The following is a 20,910-nucleotide window of genomic DNA, read 5'->3' as shown; positions in this document are numbered from 1 at the left end:
TCTCAAACCTCATAGCGTTCTTCTTATTTCTTCGCCTCTCTTCTCGCCTGTTTTGTCACCAGATGTTTAGCAATTACAACCATAGTTCAAAAAAACCCTGCACACCTCGCTTTTATAGTGCTACTCTGCGATCACCGTGTTTAGTAAATTAAACAAAGATAATGAACTCACTTCCAGAACTTTCTTGTGATGTACTGATTATCGGCAGCGGGGCTGCGGGTTTATCGCTGGCGCTGCGTCTTGCAGAGCACAGTTCGGTTATCGTGCTGAGCAAAGGGCCGATTAGCGAAGGCTCAACCTTCTATGCGCAAGGCGGTATCGCCGCCGTTTTCGATGAAACGGACAGCATTGAATCGCACATTGATGACACGCTGATTGCCGGCGCCGGAATTTGCGACCGTCAGGCCGTATCGTTTGTCGCCAGCAACGCTAAACACTGCGTGCAGTGGCTTATCGATCAGGGCGTGCTGTTTGATACTCAGGTGCAGGCAAACGGAGAAGAGAGTTATCATCTGACGCGCGAAGGCGGACACAGCCATCGACGCATTCTGCACGCCGCCGATGCTACCGGGCGCGAAGTCGAAAATACCCTGGTGAGTAAGGCCATTAACCACCCCAATATCCGTATTCTCGAGCGCAGCAACGCCGTTGATTTAATTATCTCAGATAAGGTCGGCCTGCCAGGGACCCGTCGCGTGGTAGGAGCGTGGATTTGGGATCGCAATAAAGAGAAGGTTGAAACCTGTGCGGCAAAATCAGTCGTACTGGCCACCGGCGGGGCATCCAAGGTTTATCAGTACACCACCAACCCGGATATCTCTTCTGGAGACGGTATCGCCATGGCCTGGCGCGCAGGCTGTCGCGTGGCGAACCTCGAGTTTAATCAGTTCCACCCGACGGCGCTGTACCATCCACAGGCGCGTAACTTCCTGCTGACCGAAGCGCTGCGCGGCGAAGGCGCGCATCTGAAGCGCCCTGATGGCAGTCGCTTTATGCCAGACTTTGACGAGCGCGCTGAGCTGGCACCTCGCGATATCGTCGCGCGCGCTATCGACCATGAAATGAAGCGCCTTGGCGTCGACTGCATGTACCTCGACATCAGTCATAAGCCAGAAGATTTTGTGCGCCAGCACTTCCCGATGATTTATGACAAATTACTGGGGCTTGGCATCGACCTGACCAAAGAACCGGTACCGATCGTACCTGCTGCGCACTACACCTGCGGCGGCGTGATGGTTGACGACTATGGCCGCACCGATGTTGACGGCCTTTATGCCATCGGCGAAGTGAGCTATACCGGCCTGCACGGGGCCAACCGCATGGCGTCGAATTCACTGCTGGAGTGCCTGGTCTACGGTTGGTCGGCGGCGGAAGATATTCACAAGCGCATGCCGTACGCGCGTCAGGCGGAAAAACTGCCCGCGTGGGATGAAAGTCGCGTGGAAAACTCCGATGAGCTGGTCGTCATCCAGCATAACTGGCACGAGCTGCGCCTCTTTATGTGGGACTATGTCGGCATTGTGCGCACCACCAAACGTCTGGAGCGCGCGCTGCGTCGTATCACCATGCTGCAACAGGAGCTGGACGAGTACTATTCACGTTTCCGCGTATCGAACAACCTGCTGGAGCTGCGTAATCTGGTTCAGGTTGCCGAGCTTATCGTACGCTGCGCGATGATGCGCAAAGAGAGTCGCGGCCTGCACTACACGCTGGATTATCCGGATCTGTTAGCGGAGTCGGGCCCATCCGTCCTTTCGCCGCTGGTTCACATAAATAAATAGAACGCCTGGGTCAGCGCAGTGTAGCCTTCCGAGTACTGCTGCTCTGGCCCACGGATCACTAGCCTGTCGCTAAAGCACTCTCCCCCTTTTGGAGAAAACGCCAGCAGTACGCGATGCGGCAGGCGCATTTCAGTTTCCGCCACGTCGGTGCGCAGGCGCAAATGCCAGCCCATGGATAACGCCTGTTGAGTAAACATCTGGCCGATGTTTTCCGGCAGCACCACGCAGAAGAAACCATCTTCAGTAATCGCATTCGCCGCGCAGGCCAGCAGCGTTTCGTGGTCGAGTGAGGTGGTATAACGCGCCTGCTCGCGCTGCGGCGTGGCGCACTCCACGCCCTGCTCATAGTAAGGCGGGTTGCTGACAATCAGGTTATAGCGCGTCGTCAATCCAGCCACCCACTGCTGAATATCCGCTGTGTGAACCTGAATACGTTCAGCCCACGGCGATTCGGCCGCGTTTTCCCGCGCCTGTTCAGCCGCATCTTCATCGAGCTCAACGGCATCGATAACCACATTTTCATCGGTACGCTGCGCCAGCATTAACGCCAACAGGCCGCTTCCCGTACCAATATCAAGGATCCGATTAACCCGAGCGATAGGCGACCACGCACCCAGTAAAATACCGTCCGTACCCACCTTCATCGCACAACGATCGTGGGCAACAAAAAACTGCTTAAAAGTAAATCCGTTGCGGCGCAGCGCGGATTTAGAATCAGAGATCATGGTCAACCTTGCCAGGGGAACTGCATGTGCTTTTATAGCTATGCACAATACCCGAGAACAGATAGCCATACAAACAGATGAAGATTAGAGCCGTAACGTCTATAATCAGCGCCTCACACAGAGGTAATCATGACTGTAACGACTTTTTCCGAACTTGAACTTGACGAAAGCCTTCTGGAAGCCCTCCAGAGCAAAGGCTTTACACGCCCGACTGCCATTCAGGCTGCCGCCATTCCGCCTGCGCTCGATGGACGTGATGTTCTCGGTTCTGCGCCAACCGGCACCGGTAAAACAGCGGCGTATTTGCTGCCTGCGTTGCAGCACCTGCTCGACTTCCCGCGCAAAAAATCTGGCCCGCCGCGCATCCTGATCCTCACGCCTACGCGTGAACTGGCGATGCAGGTCGCCGATCATGCTCGCGAGCTGGCAAAAAACACGCATCTGGATATCGCTACCATCACCGGCGGCGTCGCGTATATGAACCACGCCGAAGTGTTCAGCGAAAACCAGGATATCGTGGTGGCGACCACCGGTCGTCTGCTGCAGTATATTAAAGAAGAAAACTTCGACTGCCGCGCCGTTGAGACGCTGATCCTCGACGAAGCAGACCGTATGCTGGACATGGGCTTCGCCCAGGACATCGAGCATATTGCCGGTGAAACCCGCTGGCGTAAGCAGACGCTGCTGTTCTCCGCCACGCTGGAAGGCGAAGCGATTAAAGACTTTGCCGAACGTCTGCTGGAAGATCCGGTCGAAGTATCTGCAACACCGTCGACCCGCGAGCGTAAGAAAATTCATCAGTGGTACTATCGCGCTGATAACTTCGAGCACAAGGTTGAGCTGCTGAAACACCTGCTGAAGCAGGAAGATGCCACCCGTACCATCGTGTTTGTGCGTAAGCGTGAGCGCGTGCACGAGCTGGCGGAAATCCTGCGCCAGGCCGGTATCAACAACTGCTACCTCGAAGGCGAAATGCCGCAGATCAAGCGTAACGAGGGCATCAAGCGTCTGACCGATGGTCGCGTTAACGTGCTGGTCGCAACCGACGTTGCCGCGCGCGGGATTGATATCCCCGACGTCAGCCACGTGATTAACTTCGATATGCCGCGCGGCGCAGATACCTATCTGCACCGTATCGGTCGTACCGGCCGTGCCGGACGTAAAGGGACGGCGATTTCCCTGGTGGAAACGCACGATCACCTGCTGCTGCTGAAAATTGGCCGCTATATCGAAGAACCGCTGAAGTCTCGCGTGATTGAAGAACTGCGTCCGACGACGCGCGCACCGAGCGACAAAATGACGGGTAAACCGTCGAAGAAAGTCCTCGCTAAACGCGCTGAGAAGAAAAAAGAAAAGGACAAAGAAAAACCGCGCGTCAAGGTACGCCATCGCGATGCCAAGAACGTTGGCAAACGCCGCAAGCCAAGCGGCGGCGCTGCGCCAGAGCAGACTAGCGAAGAGTAAAGCAAACGCCGGGATAACCTCCCGGCGTTTTCATATTGGAAAGTAACGGACGCTGGCCATGAAGAAAAAAGAGTTTGTGACCCAGGATCTCCTCAGCAAAATTTACCAGCAGCACAGCGAAGGGCCACGTAAGCTCCCGCCAGAGAGACAGCTGGCAGAGGAGTACGGCGTGTCGCGCTTTACCATTCGTCAGGCGCTGGAGAAACTCGCCAGTATCGGGGTGGTTCGCATTGTGCAAGGTTCCGGTATCTGGATTAACGAGCAGACGCGCAACAACCCGCTGGTCTATAACTCAATAACCGAAAAGCGCTTCGATCAGATGCGCTATCGTATGATAAGCCTGCACAAAAAGCGGCCCGAACGGGAAGACAGGCAAATTTTCGGCCTCACCGATGATGATTTTATCTGGCAGTTCTGCCGGTTACGCATTGTCGATGACGTCGCAACCCAAATTGAAATCTCCCGCATGCCCGCCGAGATGTTCAGCGATCTCAATCAGGTCGTGATTGAACGCTCGTTGCAGCAATACGTGCTGAGCAAAGGGTTGCAGATTTCCCACCTGCTGACCAGCTACCGGGCGGTCAGCGTAAGCCGCGAGCAGTCAATTCTACTGGGCTGCAAAAAGGGCAGCCCAGCGATGCACATCAATAACCGCGGGATCCTCGACGGCGGTCGCGTGTATGAGATAAGCGACATTATCGATATCAACTACAGCTGCACCTACGTGATCCCACATAACCGCGACAACCTCACCTTCCGCCAGCAGCCTCAGAGCTGATTTACGGCGTGTGAATAGTACCGTCTGGTAGACGGCTCTGGGTCCATTCGTGCGGGCGGTACGCTACCGGATGCTGCAACGCCAGCGCCTCATCAAAACCTACGCCAATGCCGGGCACCGTCGGCGGGTAGATAAAGCCATTTTTCACCTCAGGCGCACCGGGGAATACCGCATCCGTCATGGCAGAGCGTGGGATAAACTCCTGGATAGCGGCATTGTGCAAATGGATATTCAGGTGCGTATTCACCGCCACGCCGATAGGCGTCATATCCCCAGGACCGTGCCATGCCAGGCGCACGCCAAAGGCCTGGCACAGTACCGCCAGCTTCAGCGCAGGCGTAATGCCGCCAATCTGCGAAATATGGCAACGGATAAAATCAATCTGCCGGTTGACGATAAGGTCATGCCACTCAGCAGGGTTATTGAATAACTCCCCCATCGCTAACGGCACGCTGCTCTGCTGGCGAATCTGCGCCAGCCACGGGCTCTGCTGCGGCGATAAAATATCTTCAATAAACCACGGCTGATAGGGTTCAAGCTGCTTTGCCAGCTGTAGCGCCTGCTGCGGAAAGAGGCGTTCGTGGACATCATGTAAAATGTGGAAACGATGCCCGTAACGCGCGCGAAGCAGCCAGAACATCTCAACCGTATTGCGCACGTACTCGTCCTGATCGAACCATGCTCCCGGCGTTGGGTTCTCCGGCGTATGCATTTCTCGCGGCGTACCGCCGTAAAAACCGAGCTGGCAGCGAATATGACGGTAGCCCTGCTCCAGAAGCTTATCGACAGAGATAAACAGCTCATCTGGCGTTTCGCCGCTGGCATGGGTATAGGCCGCAATCGCATCGCGGGATTTTCCCCCCAACAGCTGATACAGCGGCATACCAGCAAGCTGCGCTTTGATATCCCACAGCGCCATATCCACACCTGAAATGGCGTTATTCATCGCCGGGCCGTTACGCCAGTAAGCATTAACGTTCATCATCTGCCAGAGGTCTTCGATATTGTTGGCGTCTCGCCCCACCAGCAACGGTTGAAGATATTCATCCACCAGCGTTTTCACCGCCAGCGGGCGCTGTTGGAACGTTGCGCAGCCCAACCCCACCACTCCATTATCCGCTGTCACCCGCACCGTCACCAGGTTGTGGCGGTCTGGGCGGGTGATAAAGCACTCAATCGCAGTAATCAACGTCGGTTTCACAGAAAGCTCCCTGTGCAAAATAAATATCAATTTCTTATTATCTTCACCCTATTTTCAGGGTTCGGTAAACCTTTTTATCGAATAAATATTTTGGTCTGGAAATAGAGATATTTATATTTAAAAAACGTACCAATTTACCGATTACCTACCACTCAATACCAAATACAGGAAAGAATGTGATTTTCATCATCATTTATTGGTTTGTTTTTACTGATTAGCTTATTTACCATTTCTACAGACAAAGATAACAACATACATATCGCAGGAGCCGCTATGGGGACGCAAGAGGCTATCAGCCGAATTATTGGTCTGGTGGGTGGTCGGGAAAATATCAATAAAGTCTGGCACTGTATGACGCGGTTACGCTTTGATTTAATTGATGATAATAAAGTCGCGCAGGAAGAAATTAAAAACCTGCCTGGCGTGCTGGGCGCACAGCTACAAAGCGATCAGTTTCAAATAATTATCGGGCCCAGGGTCAATAGCTGGTACGAACAACTGCAGGAGACCTTAGGCACCGGCGGCCAGAACGTATCTCACAGCACGCCTAAAGCGCGTAAAAGCCTGGTATCGCTGTTTATGGATACGGTCTCTGGCGTATTTGGTCCAATCGTTCCCGCAATTGCGGGCGCGGGGATGATTAAAGGGCTGCTGGCCGGGCTTATCGCCCTGAAGCTGGTGTCGCCGAAAAGTGATACCGTGATGATAATCGACCTGATCGCGAGCGGTGTTTTCTACTTCCTACCGTTTTTCCTGGCCGTTTCGGCAGCGAAGATCTTCAAGACCAATGAGTATCTGGCGGCGGCGGTTGCGGCATGCCTGATGTATCCGACGCTAATTGACGCCGCAAAAGCGCTGGCGGCCCATCAGGCGGATGCTGCCTCTGCGCTCTGGTTATTTAACGCCATTCCGGTCTCGGTCTTTAACTACGCCTCAAGCGTTATCCCGGTCATTTTCTCGATTCTGGCGCTGAAATACATTCATCAAGCGGTCGACAAAATCATGCCGGAGGTATTGAAAACGGTCTTTACCCCAACGCTGACGCTGTTCCTTGCCGCGCTGGCAGCGCTGGTCATCATTGGTCCGATTGGTATCTGGCTGGGTAAAATGCTGGCGTGGTTTATCGAAGGGCTGTTTGGCGTGTCGGCAAGCTTCGCCGGGCTGGTTGTCGGCGCGATTCGTCCGGTGGCGATTCTGACCGGAATGCATCACGCCATGACGCCGATTGCCCTGCAAAACTTTAGCGACCGTGGCTACGACATGCTGATGCCGATGATGTTTATGGCTAACATGGCCATCGCAGGCTCCACCTTTGCCATCTGGCGAGTGAGCAAAGAGAACCGGACGGTGACGCTTTCCGCCGCGATTTCCGCGCTGTTGGGCATTACCGAGCCCGCGCTGTTCGGCGTACTTACGCGTTACAAAAAAGCGTTTATCGCGGCGACCATCGCCAGTTCTCTGGCATCGGCGTTTATCGCCTTCTTTGGTGTGCGGCTGTATGGCTATATTTTATCGAGTATTTTTAGCCTGCCCGCCTATATCGGCCCCTATTTTGTCTTTGCGCTTTCCGGCGTGGCCATCGCGCTGATCCTCTCCTTTACGCTCACTACCTTTCTGATTGGACGCGAAGAAGCAAAATAAAAAAATCCCCCCGCAGGCACCCTGCGGAGGGATTCGTCTACTGATGCCGGGCTAGCCCGGCACGCCATTTTCCCACCCCTGAGAAATTACAGGCTCTCAGTAAAGGTACGAGCAATAACGTCGCGCTGCTGCTCTGGAGTCAGTGAGTTAAAGCGCACTGCATAACCAGAAACACGGATGGTCAGCTGTGGGTATTTTTCGGGATGCTCAACCGCGTCCATCAGAGTTTCACGACGCAGCACGTTTACGTTCAGGTGCTGACCGCCTTCTACGCGAACTTCTGGTTTCGCTTCAACCGGGATTTCACGGTATTCAATGTCGCCCAGCGCGCTAACGGCTACAACGTCATCTTCTGCGTAACCGCCTTTTGCACACAGGCAGCGTGCTTCGCCTTTCTCGCTGTCGAGCAGCCAGAATGAGTTCAGCAGGTCTTTGTTTGCAGCTTTGGTGATCTGGATACCTGTAATCATTTGATGCCTCCCTAAGGCTCTTTATATTCGTTTTTAACCGGCCTGACCGCGACCAATTGGTAAAACCATTGTTGCTTGAGTGTATATATACCCCTCGAACACCCTTGATTCTTTGATTTAAATCAATAAAAACCACACCATAAAAGAGGTCATATCTGAATATACTTGTTTTGCATCAAGTTACGCCCTGCGATGCACACAAAAATCTTTGTAAAGATTCAACTTTTTTTGTCCCACCAGCAATAACCGACGCCTTCTGATTTTGTGATGTCGAAAGAAGCAGTTAAGCTATACCGATAGCAATTCGCAGGAGAGCGAGATGACCACCCCATTAACCTGGCACGACGTGCTGGCCGCTGAGAAAGAGCAGCCTTATTTTGTGAACACCCTAGCCACCGTCGCCAGCGAGCGTCAGTCCGGCCAGACTATCTATCCGCCGCAGAAAGATGTCTTTAACGCTTTTCGCTTTACCGAGTTAAACGATGTGAAGGTCGTGATCCTCGGGCAGGACCCGTATCACGGTCCCAATCAGGCGCACGGTCTGGCCTTCTCCGTGCAGCCGGGTATCGCGACGCCGCCCTCCCTCTTGAATATGTATAAAGAGCTTGAAGGAACCATCCCCGGTTTTACGCGCCCAAACCACGGCTATCTTGAGAGCTGGGCGCGCCAGGGCGTGCTGCTGCTCAACACCGTGCTGACCGTTCGTGCAGGACAGGCGCACTCGCACGCAAGCCTTGGCTGGGAAACTTTTACCGATAAAGTGATCGCGCTGATTAACGAACATCGCGAAGGCGTCGTGTTCTTATTATGGGGATCGCACGCGCAGAAAAAAGGCGCGATTATTGATACTCAGCGCCACTGCGTGCTGAAAGCACCTCACCCATCGCCGCTCTCTGCGCACCGCGGGTTCTTTGGCAGTAACCATTTTGTGAAGGCGAATGAGTGGCTAGAGCAGCGTGGCGAAGCGCCGATTGACTGGATGCCGGTGCTGCCGGAATAGTTCGGGAAATATTGCAGATATAAAAAAACCGGTCGAGTCGCCTCTTCCGGTTTTTTTTCAACATCGCGTTTGATTACGCTTTATGCTGACGCCACCATTCGGCTAACAGCACGCCCGTCGCCACAGAGACGTTCAGGCCTTCAACGGCACGAGTTCCGTCGATAGAAACGCTCATGTCAGCAATAGCGGCCGCCGCTTCGGAAACGCCATCGCGATCCTGACCCAGCGCCAGAACCATCTTCTTAGGCAGCTCGGATTGGAACAGCGGCAGGCCACGGCCGTTGCCGCTGGTCGTTACGATGGTGTAGCCCGCATCGCGGAACTGCTCCAGCGCATCGATGAAACCGTCACCGGTAATAGGTTCAACGTGTTCAGCGCCACCTTCTGCGGTACGGATAGCCGCACCGGATTCCAGCAGAGCCGCATCCTGCAGTACCACGCCTTTCACACCGAAGTGCGCGCAGCTGCGGATCATTGCGCCGAGGTTATGCGGGTTACCCGCATCTTCCAGCGCCAGTACACAGTCATCTTCGCCGCTTTTGGCGACCCACTGCTGTACGGAAGTCCCGTTACGTTTTTTGATCAGGAAGCACACGCCGCCGTGGTGTTCAGTACCGGACGCTTTCGCCAGCTCTTCTTCATCAACCACGTGATAGGCTTTACGGTTTGCCGCCATCCAACGCAGCGCTTCTTTAAAGCGCGGGGTTACGCTCTGTACGAACCATGCGCGAACGATAGCGTCCGGACGGCTCTGGAACAGTGCCTGACAGGCGTTTTCGCCGTATACGCGAGTCTCTTCCGCGCGCTGACGACGCAGTACTTCTGGATCGATAAAGCTTTTACCGCTGATCCCGCCGTGATCGGCTTTCGCCGGTGCGTCATCACCCGGAGCACGGGAAACCGTACGCCATGGGGAGCCTTCACCACGATCGCGATCGCGTTCTACATCGCGGTCACGGCCACGTTCACGGCCGCGTTCGCTGTTAGGACCCTTTCTCTCATCACGGGCAGGGCGACGACCGCCTTCGGCACGGGAAGCACCAGCACGGGATGTGCCAGGACGGCCTCCGCCTTTACCAGTACGAGGATTTTGGGTGCGTTTGTCCGAGTCATCGTCACTGCGGACGTACATCACTTTGACCTTGCCGTTTTTGTTCTTCAGTTCGTCGCTCATGTTTTTCTCCACCTGCGCTGCGCGAAGCGCGCAGATTACCTGATGTGCTAGCGCTTAGCTATGACTTCGTACAAAAGACCACGACTATTGTACCCATTGGATAAAACACATTGTCGATTAATACGCTCTGAACGATAATGCGTAACATTATAGAAACATTCGGCAACATTGCCGTTCTGCAACACGATGACCCAGAGGTGAGTTATGAATACCGTTTGTGCCCACTGCCAGGCGCTTAATCGCATTCCAGAAGCGCGTATTAACGAAGCGGCAAAATGTGGACGCTGTGGTGAAGACCTGTTTGATGGCGAAGTCATTAATGCCACGGACAGCACGCTGGATAAACTGCTGAAGGACGATCTCCCCGTTGTTGTTGATTTCTGGGCGCCATGGTGTGGCCCTTGCCGTAACTTCGCGCCCATCTTCGAGGATGTGGCCGAAGAACAAAGCGGCAAAATTCGCTTTGTGAAAGTGAACACCGAAGCGGAACGCGAGCTCAGCGCCCGTTTCCGAATCCGCAGCATCCCGACCATCATGATTTTCAAAAATGGTGAAGTCGTCGATATGCTTAACGGCGCGGTACCAAAAGCGCCGTTTGAAAGCTGGCTGAACGAAGCGCTGCAGGCATAATCCCACCGGGGCACATCTTGTGCCCCGTATCCGCCTCTGCGACAATAGTCTCTTTGCCGTACGATTCCCATGATTGATAACGCCGTTCTTCGGTTGCGCGCTGAGCGTTTAGCCCGTGCGACTCGACCTTTCCTTGCCCGTGGTAATCGGGTTCGCCGCTGCCAGCGTTGTCTGCTGGTGCAACGCTATTGTCTGTGCGACACCATCGCCCCGCATCCGGCAAAGAGCCGCTTTTGCCTGGTGATGTTCGATACCGAACCAATGAAGCCCAGCAACACGGGTCGCCTGATTGCCGATATTTTGCCGCAAACAGATGCGTTCCAATGGTCACGTACCGAGCCGCCTCAGGCGCTGCTCGAGCTGGTTAAAAACCCGGACTATCAGCCAATGGTGGTTTTCCCGTCATCTTATGCCGACCCGGACCGTCAGGTACTCAGCGCGCCCCCCGCTGGAAAGCCGCCGCTGTTTATTATGTTAGACGGAACCTGGCCAGAAGCGCGGAAAATGTTCCGCAAAAGCCCGTGGCTGGACAATATCCCGCTTATCTCCGTCGACCTGTCGCGCGTATCCGCCTACAGCCTGCGGGAGGTGCATGCCGAAGGTCAGTACTGCACTGCGGAAGTGGCCATTGCGCTGCTGGATTTAGCCAATGATACCGGCGCGGCTTCAGCACTTAGCCAGCACTTCACCCGCTTTCGTGATAACTACCTTGCAGGAAAAGCTCATCATCAGGGCAACATCACAACAGCCGAAGCGGAAAACGGTTAAACTCATAGGATTACTGTCGCGTAAGGAAGACGGCTATGAGTCAACGTGGGCTGGAAGCACTTCTGAGGCCAAAATCTATTGCGGTGATTGGCGCCTCGATGAAACCACAGCGGGCCGGTTTTTTAATGATGCAGAACCTGCTGGCCGGTGGCTTTGCTGGCCCCGTTCTGCCCGTAACTCCGGCCTGGAAAGCGGTGCTCGGCGTTCTCGCCTGGCCGACTATTGCCAGCTTGCCCTTCTCTCCAGATCTTGCGGTACTTTGTACCCACGCGCGTCGTAACCTCGAACTGCTGGAGGCTCTGGGGGAAAAAGGCTGTAAAACCTGCATTATTCTCTCCTCGACGCCCGACCAGTTCAGTGAACTTAAAGCATGTGCTGCCCGCTACCAGATGCGCCTCCTTGGGCCAAACAGCCTGGGCTTGCTCGCGCCTTGGCAGGGTCTGAATGCCAGCTTTTCACCGGTGCCCATTCGCAAAGGAAAACTGGCCTTTATTTCTCAATCTGCCGCCGTTTCCAATACCATTCTCGACTGGGCCCAACAGCGCGAAATGGGGTTTTCCTACTTTATCGCGCTTGGCGACAGCCTGGACATTGATGTCGACGACCTGCTCGATTATCTGGCGCGGGACAGCAAAACCAGCGCCATCTTGCTCTATCTGGAGCAGCTCAGCGATGCGCGACGTTTTGTCTCTGCCGCGCGCAGCGCCTCACGCAATAAGCCGATTCTGGTGATCAAAAGCGGACGCAGCCCGGCGGCACAACGCCTGCTTCACGTTAACTCAGGTATGGACCCGGCATGGGATGCCGCGATTCAACGCGCGGGTCTGCTGCGCGTACAGGACACTCACGAACTTTTCTCTGCCGTTGAAACCCTTAGCCATATGCGCCCCTTGCGCGGCGAGCGGTTGATGATTATCAGCAACGGTGCGGCCCCAGCGGCACTGGCGCTGGATGAACACTGGGCGCGCAACGGTAAACTCACCACACTCAGCGACGAGACGCGCCAGCAGCTACAGCAGCTATTGCCGGAAACCGTCGAAGCCAATAACCCGCTGGATTTGCGTGACGATGCCAGCATTGAACACTATTTAGCGGCGGTGAAAGTGCTGCTCGATAGCCCGGACCTGGATGCCCTGATGGTGATCCACTCCCCAAGCGCCACGGCGCCGGGAAGTGAAAGCGCGACAGCGTTGATTGACCTCATCAAGAAGCACCCGCGCGGGAACTATATTAGCGTGTTGACCAACTGGTGCGGCGAATACTCATCGCGGGAAGCGCGCCGCATGTTCAGCGATGCGGGCATTCCAACCTACCGCACGCCGGAAGGGACGATTACCGCCTTTATGCATATGGTGGAATACCGGCGTAACCAGAAGCAGCTGCGGGAAACACCGGCGCTGCCGCATAGCCTGACGGCAAATACCTCGCAGGCCCACGAGCTATTACAGCAGGCGATAGACAACGGCATCGGCGCGCTGGACACCCACGAAGTTCGTCCGATTCTGGAAGCCTACGGGCTGAATACGCTGCCGACCTGGATTGCCTCAGACAGCGCAGAGGCCGTTCATATCGCCGAGCAAATTGGTTATCCCGTGGCATTGAAGCTACGCTCGCCGGATATCCCGCATAAATCGGAAGTTCAGGGCGTGATGCTCTATCTTCGCACCGCTACCGAAGTGCAGCAAGCCGCCGACGCAATCCTCGACCGTGTCAAAATGACCTGGCCACAGGCGCGCATTCACGGCCTGCTGGTACAAAGTATGGCTAACCGTGCCGGCGCACAGGAATTACGCGTGGTGGTTGAGCACGACCCGGTTTTCGGCCCACTGATTATGCTGGGCGAGGGGGGTGTAGAGTGGCGTGCGGAAGATCAGGCCGCCGTTGCGCTACCGCCGCTCAATATGACGCTGGCGCGCTATCTGGTTATTCAGGCAATTAAGAGCAAAAAAATCCGCGGCCGCAGCGCACTCCGTCCGTTAGATATCCCGGGCTTAAGCCAGCTTTTAGTCCAGGTTTCTAACCTGATTGTCGATTGCCCGGAAATCCAACGCCTGGATATTCATCCGCTGTTAGTTTCCGGCAGTGAATTTACCGCGCTGGACGTCACGCTGGATATCGCTCCATTTAGCGGTTCAAGCGAAAGCCGCCTTGCTATTCGCCCGTATCCTCAACATCTTGAGGAGTGGGTGATCATGAAAAACGGTGAGCGCTGTTTGTTCCGCCCTATCCTCCCGGAAGATGAACCGCTGTTGCAGCAGTTCATCGCTCGAGTCACAAAAGAAGATCTTTACTATCGCTACTTCAGCGAGATTAACGAGTTTACCCACGACGATTTAGCCAATATGACGCAGATCGACTACGATCGAGAAATGGCCTTTGTTGCCGTTCATGGTTCCGGCGATGAGACAGAGATCCTCGGCGTAACACGAGCGATTTCCGATCCTGATAATATCGATGCGGAATTCGCCGTACTGGTACGTTCTGATCTGAAAGGCCTTGGGCTCGGCGGGCGGCTACTCGATAAACTGATTAACTATACCCGCGCTCACGGTTTACTGCGCCTGAATGGCATTACCATGCCCAATAACCGCGGGATGATAGCGCTCGCGAGAAAGCTCGGCTTTGACGTTGATATTCAGCTGGAAGATGGGATTGTGGGTCTTTCCTTAAGGCTGAGTAATGACTAAGTTGCTGGAAATGCTGCCCTTACCCGACAGAGATGATATCATTGACCGCTTACGTCGTCTGCCAGGTACAGAGGACCCTTCACTAAACCAGAGAAGAAACGCACTGTGATGTTGTCAAAATTTAAGCGTAATAAACATCAACAACACCTTGCCCAACTACCCAAGCTTTCACAGTCTGTTGATGATATTGAGTTTTTCTATGCTCCAGCAGATTTCCGTGAAGCTCTGCTCGCAAAAATCGCCAGCGCCACGCGCCGAATCTGCATCGTCGCGTTGTACCTCGAACAGGACGACGCCGGAAAGACGATTCTGCAAGCCTTGTACAACGCCAAACGTCAACGCCCGGAACTTGAAGTCCGTGTGCTGGTTGACTGGCATCGTGCACAGCGTGGGCGTATTGGTGCAGCGGCATCTAACACCAATGCCGACTGGTACTGCCGTACCGCGAAAGAAAACCCGGGCGTAGAGGTTCCCGTTTACGGCGTGCCTATCAACACCCGTGAAGCGCTCGGCGTACTGCACTTTAAGGGCTTCATTATTGATGACTGCGTGCTGTACAGCGGCGCGAGTATCAACGATGTCTATCTGCACCAGCACGATAAATATCGCTATGACCGCTATCAGTGCATTCGTAATCCGAAAATGGCCGACATCATGTTTAATTGGGTGTCGGAAAATCTGGTTGAAGGCCGCGGCGTTAACCGTCTCGATAATACCGAGCGTCCGAAAAGCCCAGAAATCAAAAACGATATCCGCCTGTACCGCCAGGAGTTACGTGATACCAGTTACCATTTTGAAGGCGATGCCAGCGATGATGAACTCACCGTCACGCCATTAGTTGGTCTGGGTAAAACCAGCGTTCTGAACAAGACGATTTTCCACCTGATGCCGTGCACTGAGGAAAAACTCACCATCTGCACGCCGTATTTCAACCTGCCTGCGCTGCTAGTACGGAATATTATTCGCCTGCTGCGGGATGGAAAAAAGGTCGAGATTATCGTCGGTGATAAAACGGCAAATGACTTCTACATCCCGGAAAGCGAGCCGTTTAAAATTATCGGCGCGCTGCCTTATCTGTATGAAATTAACCTGCGTCGCTTCCTGAGCCGTCTGCAGTATTACATTAATACCGATCAGTTAACCGTGCGTCTGTGGAAAGACGAGGATAATACCTACCACCTGAAGGGGATGTGGGTCGACAACGAGTGGATCCTGCTCACCGGCAATAACCTCAATCCACGCGCCTGGCGTCTGGATCTGGAAAATGCCGTGCTGATCCACGATCCGAAAAAGCAGCTGGCCTCAATGCGCCAGAAAGAGCTGGATCTGATCCGCAAACACACCACAGTGGTGAATGATTTCCGCGATCTGCAAAGTATCGCCGAATATCCGGTTAAGGTACGCAAGCTTATCCGCCGTCTGCGACGTATTCGTATCGACAGACTCATCAGCCGTATCCTTTAAATTGCAGCCTCGTTTCGACGGGGCTTTTTTTCAGGGAGCCTCCAATGATCCGCGTGTTTGTTCTTTTCTGTACGCTCTTATTAAGCGGTTGTAGCCACATGGCAAACGATAGCTGGACCGGCCAGGATAAAGCACAGCACTTTATTGCATCAGCTATGCTCTCTGCCGCTGGTAATGAGTATGCACAGCACCAGGGTATCAGTCGTGACCGCAGCGCCGCTATTGGCTTTATGTTTTCGGTGAGTCTGGGGGCATCGAAAGAGCTCTGGGACAGCCGCCCGGCTGGGAGCGGCTGGAGTTGGAAAGACTTTGCGTGGGACGTCGCCGGTGCCACAACCGGCTATGCGGTGTGGCAGCTGGCGCAGCATTAACGCTACAGGCGTAACCCCTTCCCTTTGCGGTGCAGCTTCAGCGATACGAGGAAGGCCAACGCCGCCATCACGGTAACATACCAGAAGAAGGCGGTCTCAATACCCTGCGACTTCAGCGACAGCGCCACGTATTCAGCTGAACCACCAAACAACGCGTTCGCGACCGCATAAGAGAGTCCGACACCCAGTGCGCGCACCTGTGCCGGGAACATCTCAGCTTTCAGGATCCCGCTAATCGAGGTATAGAAGCTGGTAATCAGCAATGCACACATGACCAGGCCAAACGCGGCATACGGTGAGGTGACGTTCTGCAATGCGGAGAGAATCGGCACGGTAAACAGCGTTGCAAGGGCGCCAAAACAAAGCATAGAGGTACGACGACCGACTTTGTCTGATAACAGGCCAAAGAATGGCTGTACCAGCATGTAGACAAACAATGCTGCCGTCATAATGACGCTGGCGAGGTTAGCGCTCATGCCCGCTGTGTTCACCAGATATTTCTGCATATAAGTCGTGAAGGTATAGAAGCTTAGCGAGCCAGCAGCAGTAAAACCAAGCACCATCATAAATGCTTTACGATTACGCCATAGCCCCTTGAAGGAGCCCGCTTCTTTCAGCGTCCGGGTTTCTTTCTGCGATGTTTCATCGAGCTGACGGCGCAGCCACAATGCCACAATAGCCAGTACCGCCCCCATAGCAAATGGGATACGCCATCCCCAGGCGTGAAGACTGTCGCTGTCCATTACGTTTTGCAGGATAACGACGACCAGTACCGCTAACAGCTGGCCGCCGATTAAGGTGACATACTGGAATGACGCATAGAATCCTTTACGTCCTTCAACCGCCACTTCACTCATGTAGGTTGCACTGGTGCCATATTCCCCGCCAACAGAGAGTCCCTGGAATAAACGAGCCAGCAACAGCAGCGCTGGAGCCCAGGTACCAATCACGCTGTAACCGGGCAGGCAGGCGATAACCAGCGAGCCAAAGCACATCATGCAGACGGAAATAAGCATCGAGACTTTACGCCCGCGACGGTCGGCAATACGGCCAAATAGCCATCCTCCAATAGGGCGCATCAGAAAACCAGCAGCAAAGACGCCTGCGGTTTGTAGAAGCTGGGTGGTCGTATTTCCGGATGGAAAGAAGATATGAGCAAAATACAGAGAACAGAACGAGTAGACATAAAAGTCAAACCATTCAACGAGATTCCCCGATGATGCCCCAACAATTGCCATGACTCGACGGCGAGTATCGCTGCCGGTAAGCGTCCCTTCTGGGGTCACACTGGTTACAGCCATTCGTTAACTCCTGCCAAAAGCGATCTCCTGCCTTAACCGGGCGTACACGTCACGCAGGCAGGTATTTTAGTAAATAAAATGTTATATAATTGTTATATTTAAATTAGTGATTAGCATCACATTTTTCATTAGCAAGATCACGGTTTAGGAGTAACTGCAGGTACAAGGGGCAAACGAAGGGGGTTGAAAACGTTAAAGGTAGGGCATTTGTAGGCCGGATAAGGCGTTTTCGCCGCCATCCGGCAGCGTGCTTCATGCTTCGTGCTTTCATTTTCCACACACGCAAAAAAGCCCATCCGTCAGGATGGGCTTCTTCACTAATTGATGCCTGGCAGTTCCCTACTCTCGCATGGGGAGACCCCACACTACCATCGGCGCTACGGCGTTTCACTTCTGAGTTCGGCATGGGGTCAGGTGGGACCACCGCGCTACAGCCGCCAGGCAAATTCTGTTTATCAGACCGCTTTGTGCGTTCTGATGTAATCTGTAATCAAGCTGAATATCGATGTCTCTTTCGCCAAAACATCTTCGGCGTTGTAAGGTTAAGCCTCACGGTTCATTAGTACTGGTTAGCTCAATGTATCGCTACACTTACACACCCAGCCTATCAACGTCGTCGTCTTCAACGTTCCTTCAGGACTCTTAAAGAGTCAGGGAGAACTCATCTTGGGGCAAGTTTCGTGCTTAGATGCTTTCAGCACTTATCTTTTCCGCATTTAGCTACCGGGCAATGCCATTGGCATGACAACCCGAACACCAGTGATGCGTCCACTCCGGTCCTCTCGTACTAGGAGCAGCCCCCCTCAATTCTCCAGCGCCCACGGCAGATAGGGACCGAACTGTCTCACGACGTTCTAAACCCAGCTCGCGTACCACTTTAAATGGCGAACAGCCATACCCTTGGGACCTACTTCAGCCCCAGGATGTGATGAGCCGACATCGAGGTGCCAAACACCGCCGTCGATATGAACTCTTGGGCGGTATCAGCCTGTTATCCCCGGAGTACCTTTTATCCGTTGAGCGATGGCCCTTCCATACAGAACCACCGGATCACTAAGACCTGCTTTCGCACCTGCTCGAGCCGTCACTCTCGCAGTCAAGCTAGCTTATGCCTTTGCACTAACCTCCTGATGTCCGACCAGGATTAGCTAACCTTCGTGCTCCTCCGTTACTCTTTAGGAGGAGACCGCCCCAGTCAAACTACCCACCAGACACTGTCCGCAACCCGGATTACGGGTCTACGTTAGAACACCAGCCATTAAAGGGTGGTATTTCAAGGTTGGCTCCACACGAACTGGCGTCCGCGCTTCAAAGCCTCCCACCTATCCTACACATCAAGGACCAGTGTTCAGTGTCAAGCTATAGTAAAGGTTCACGGGGTCTTTCCGTCTTGCCGCGGGTACACTGCATCTTCACAGCGAGTTCAATTTCACTGAGTCTCGGGTGGAGACAGCCTGGCCATCATTACGCCATTCGTGCAGGTCGGAACTTACCCGACAAGGAATTTCGCTACCTTAGGACCGTTATAGTTACGGCCGCCGTTTACCGGGGCTTCGATCAAGAGCTTCGCGTTGCCGCTAACCCCATCAATTAACCTTCCGGCACCGGGCAGGCGTCACACCGTATACGTCCACTTTCGTGTTTGCACAGTGCTGTGTTTTTAATAAACAGTTGCAGCCAGCTGGTATCTTCGACTGATTTCAGCTCCATGAGTAAATCACTTCACCTACATATCAGCGTGCCTTCTCCCGAAGTTACGGCACCATTTTGCCTAGTTCCTTCACCCGAGTTCTCTCAAGCGCCTTGGTATTCTCTACCTGACCACCTGTGTCGGTTTGGGGTACGATTTGATGTTACCTGATGCTTAGAGGCTTTTCCTGGAAGCAGGGCATTTGTTACTTCAGCACCGTAGTGCCTCGTCATCACACCTCAGCGTTAAAAGAAGTCCGGATTTACCTAAACTTCCCGCCTACATGCTTAAACCGGGACAACCGTCGCCCGGCTAACATAGCCTTCTCCGTCCCCCCTTCGCAGTAACACCAAGTACAGGAATATTAACCTGTTTCCCATCGACTACGCCTTTCGGCCTCGCCTTAGGGGTCGACTCACCCTGCCCCGATTAACGTTGGACAGGAACCCTTGGTCTTCCGGCGTGCGGGTTTTTCACCCGCATTATCGTTACTTATGTCAGCATTCGCACTTCTGATACCTCCAGCATCCCTCACAGGACACCTTCGCAGGCTTACAGAACGCTCCCCTACCCAACAACACATAGTGTCGCTGCCGCAGCTTCGGTGCACAGTTTAGCCCCGTTACATCTTCCGCGCAGGCCGACTCGACCAGTGAGCTATTACGCTTTCTTTAAATGATGGCTGCTTCTAAGCCAACATCCTGGCTGTCTGAGCCTTCCCACATCGTTTCCCACTTAACTGTGACTTTGGGACCTTAGCTGGCGGTCTGGGTTGTTTCCCTCTTCACGACGGACGTTAGCACCCGCCGTGTGTCTCCCGTGATAACATTCTTCGGTATTCGTAGTTTGCATCGGGTTGGTAAGTCGGGATGACCCCCTAGCCGAAACAGTGCTCTACCCCCGAAGATGAGTTCACGAGGCGCTACCTAAATAGCTTTCGGGGAGAACCAGCTATCTCCCGGTTTGATTGGCCTTTCACCCCCAGCCACAAGTCATCCGCTAATTTTTCAACATTAGTCGGTTCGGTCCTCCAGTTAGTGTTACCCAACCTTCAACCTGCCCATGGCTAGATCACCGGGTTTCGGGTCTATACCCTGCAACTTAACGCCCAGTTAAGACTCGGTTTCCCTGCGGCTCCCCTATTCGGTTAACCTTGCTACAGAATATAAGTCGCTGACCCATTATACAAAAGGTACGCAGTCACACCCCGAAGGATGCTCCCACTGCTTGTACGTACACGGTTTCAGGTTCTTTTTCACTCCCCTCGCCGGGGTTCTTTTCGCCTTTCCCTCACGGTACTGGTTCACTATCGGTCAGTCAGGAGTATTTAGCCTTGGAGGATGGTCCCCCCATATTCAGACAGGATACCACGTGTCCCGCCCTACTCATCGAGCTCACAACACATGCAATTTTGTGTACGGGGCTATCACCCTGTATCGCCGGCCTTTCCATACCGTTCCACTATCACACATGCTGATTCAGGCTCTGGGCTGCTCCCCGTTCGCTCGCCGCTACTGGGGGAATCTCGGTTGATTTCTTTTCCTCGGGGTACTTAGATGTTTCAGTTCCCCCGGTTCGCTTCATTACGCTATGTATTCACGTAATGATAGTGTGTCGAAACACACTGGGTTTCCCCATTCGGAAATCGTCGGTTATAACGGTTCATATCACCTTACCGACGCTTATCGCAGATTAGCACGTCCTTCATCGCCTCTGACTGCCAGGGCATCCACCGTGTACGCTTAGTCGCTTAACCTCACAACCC

Annotated in this window: 15 protein-coding genes and 2 rRNA genes; 10 read left to right on the top strand and 7 right to left on the bottom strand. The window is 53.9% G+C overall.

From position 1 onward, the window contains the following. Positions 1-161: 161 nt before the first annotated feature. Positions 162-1,781 carry an L-aspartate oxidase gene (nadB, locus tag MY052_RS06135; protein ID WP_115073785.1) on the top strand — a complete coding sequence of 540 codons (1,620 nt, stop codon included), beginning with the start codon at positions 162-164 and terminating at the stop codon, positions 1,779-1,781. Here nadB and trmN read toward each other — a convergent pair. Further along, positions 1,766-2,503 (bottom strand): tRNA(1)(Val) (adenine(37)-N(6))-methyltransferase TrmN, encoded by a 738-nt coding sequence (gene trmN / locus MY052_RS06130; protein ID WP_123650365.1) that lies wholly within the window; start codon positions 2,501-2,503, stop codon positions 1,766-1,768. The two genes, nadB and trmN, sit on opposite strands and share 16 nt — an antisense overlap. 132 nt (positions 2,504-2,635) lie before the next feature. Here trmN and srmB point away from each other — a divergent pair, with 132 nt between their 5' ends. Together srmB and MY052_RS06120 are read left to right on the top strand one after the other, a co-directional pair. Next, positions 2,636-3,970, top strand: coding sequence for an ATP-dependent RNA helicase SrmB (gene srmB / locus MY052_RS06125; RefSeq protein WP_248538374.1), 1,335 nt, complete (start codon positions 2,636-2,638; stop codon positions 3,968-3,970). Positions 3,971-4,028: 58 nt separating this feature from the next. Next, positions 4,029-4,748: a GntR family transcriptional regulator gene (locus tag MY052_RS06120; RefSeq protein ID WP_248538373.1), complete on the top strand. Its 720-nt coding sequence runs from the start codon at positions 4,029-4,031 to the stop codon at positions 4,746-4,748. 1 nt (position 4,749) lies between these two features. Here MY052_RS06120 and MY052_RS06115 read toward each other — a convergent pair whose 3' ends face one another. Next, positions 4,750-5,949, bottom strand: coding sequence for an enolase C-terminal domain-like protein (locus tag MY052_RS06115; protein ID WP_248538372.1), 1,200 nt, complete (start codon positions 5,947-5,949; stop codon positions 4,750-4,752). A 273-nt stretch (positions 5,950-6,222) separates the two neighbouring features. Between MY052_RS06115 and MY052_RS06110 the strand changes: the two genes are divergently transcribed. After that, positions 6,223-7,590, top strand: coding sequence for a PTS transporter subunit EIIC (locus MY052_RS06110; RefSeq protein WP_248538371.1), 1,368 nt, complete (start codon positions 6,223-6,225; stop codon positions 7,588-7,590). 86 nt (positions 7,591-7,676) lie between these two features. Here MY052_RS06110 and grcA read toward each other — a convergent pair whose 3' ends face one another. Next, a complete protein-coding gene (gene grcA, locus MY052_RS06105; RefSeq protein WP_035893810.1) occupies positions 7,677-8,060 on the bottom strand; it encodes an autonomous glycyl radical cofactor GrcA in 384 nt (127 codons plus the stop codon). 319 nt (positions 8,061-8,379) lie between these two features. Between grcA and ung the strand changes: the two genes are divergently transcribed. Then, complete coding sequence (gene ung / locus MY052_RS06100) at positions 8,380-9,060, top strand: uracil-DNA glycosylase (protein ID WP_035893808.1); 681 nt, start codon at positions 8,380-8,382, stop codon at positions 9,058-9,060. Between the two features lie 73 nt (positions 9,061-9,133). On the opposite strand, the gene MY052_RS06095 is transcribed toward ung, so the two are convergent. Further along, on the bottom strand, positions 9,134-10,234 hold the full coding sequence (locus tag MY052_RS06095) for a tRNA/rRNA methyltransferase (RefSeq protein ID WP_248538370.1): 1,101 nt from the start codon (positions 10,232-10,234) through the stop codon (positions 9,134-9,136). Between the two features lie 204 nt (positions 10,235-10,438). On the opposite strand from MY052_RS06095, the gene trxC reads away from it, so the two are divergent. The 5 genes from trxC to MY052_RS06070 all read left to right on the top strand — a co-directional run bounded on the left by trxC (position 10,439) and on the right by MY052_RS06070 (position 16,154). Next, positions 10,439-10,864, top strand: coding sequence for a thioredoxin TrxC (trxC, locus tag MY052_RS06090; protein ID WP_123650357.1), 426 nt, complete (start codon positions 10,439-10,441; stop codon positions 10,862-10,864). A 69-nt stretch (positions 10,865-10,933) separates the two neighbouring features. Then, positions 10,934-11,632 (top strand): tRNA-uridine aminocarboxypropyltransferase, encoded by a 699-nt coding sequence (locus MY052_RS06085; protein ID WP_123650358.1) that lies wholly within the window; start codon positions 10,934-10,936, stop codon positions 11,630-11,632. 35 nt (positions 11,633-11,667) lie between these two features. After that, the gene (locus MY052_RS06080; protein ID WP_248538369.1) at positions 11,668-14,319 is read left to right on the top strand and encodes a bifunctional acetate--CoA ligase family protein/GNAT family N-acetyltransferase; all 2,652 of its coding nucleotides are present in this window, start codon (positions 11,668-11,670) and stop codon (positions 14,317-14,319) included. 108 nt (positions 14,320-14,427) lie between these two features. After that, complete coding sequence (gene pssA / locus MY052_RS06075; RefSeq protein ID WP_035893798.1) at positions 14,428-15,783, top strand: CDP-diacylglycerol--serine O-phosphatidyltransferase; 1,356 nt, start codon at positions 14,428-14,430, stop codon at positions 15,781-15,783. Positions 15,784-15,827: 44 nt separating this feature from the next. Then, positions 15,828-16,154: a YfiM family lipoprotein gene (locus tag MY052_RS06070; protein ID WP_373240735.1), complete on the top strand. Its 327-nt coding sequence runs from the start codon at positions 15,828-15,830 to the stop codon at positions 16,152-16,154. A 2-nt stretch (positions 16,155-16,156) separates the two neighbouring features. Here MY052_RS06070 and MY052_RS06065 read toward each other — a convergent pair whose 3' ends face one another. The 3 genes from MY052_RS06065 to MY052_RS06055 all read right to left on the bottom strand — a co-directional run bounded on the left by MY052_RS06065 (position 16,157) and on the right by MY052_RS06055 (position 20,901). Beyond that, positions 16,157-17,455, bottom strand: a complete 1,299-nt coding sequence (locus MY052_RS06065; RefSeq protein ID WP_035893796.1) for an MFS family transporter — start codon at positions 17,453-17,455, stop codon at positions 16,157-16,159. A gap of 326 nt (positions 17,456-17,781) precedes the next feature. Continuing rightward, positions 17,782-17,897, bottom strand: a 5S ribosomal RNA gene (gene rrf, locus MY052_RS06060). Between the two features lie 96 nt (positions 17,898-17,993). Then, positions 17,994-20,901, bottom strand: a 23S ribosomal RNA gene (locus tag MY052_RS06055). Positions 20,902-20,910 lie beyond the last annotated feature (9 nt).

It is taken from the genome of Kluyvera ascorbata, from assembly GCF_023195735.1.
In the GTDB taxonomy this organism is placed as follows: Bacteria; Pseudomonadota; Gammaproteobacteria; order Enterobacterales; family Enterobacteriaceae; genus Kluyvera; species Kluyvera ascorbata.
Note: the sequence above shows the minus strand (reverse complement) of the source record. Positions and strands in the feature narration are given on the sequence as shown.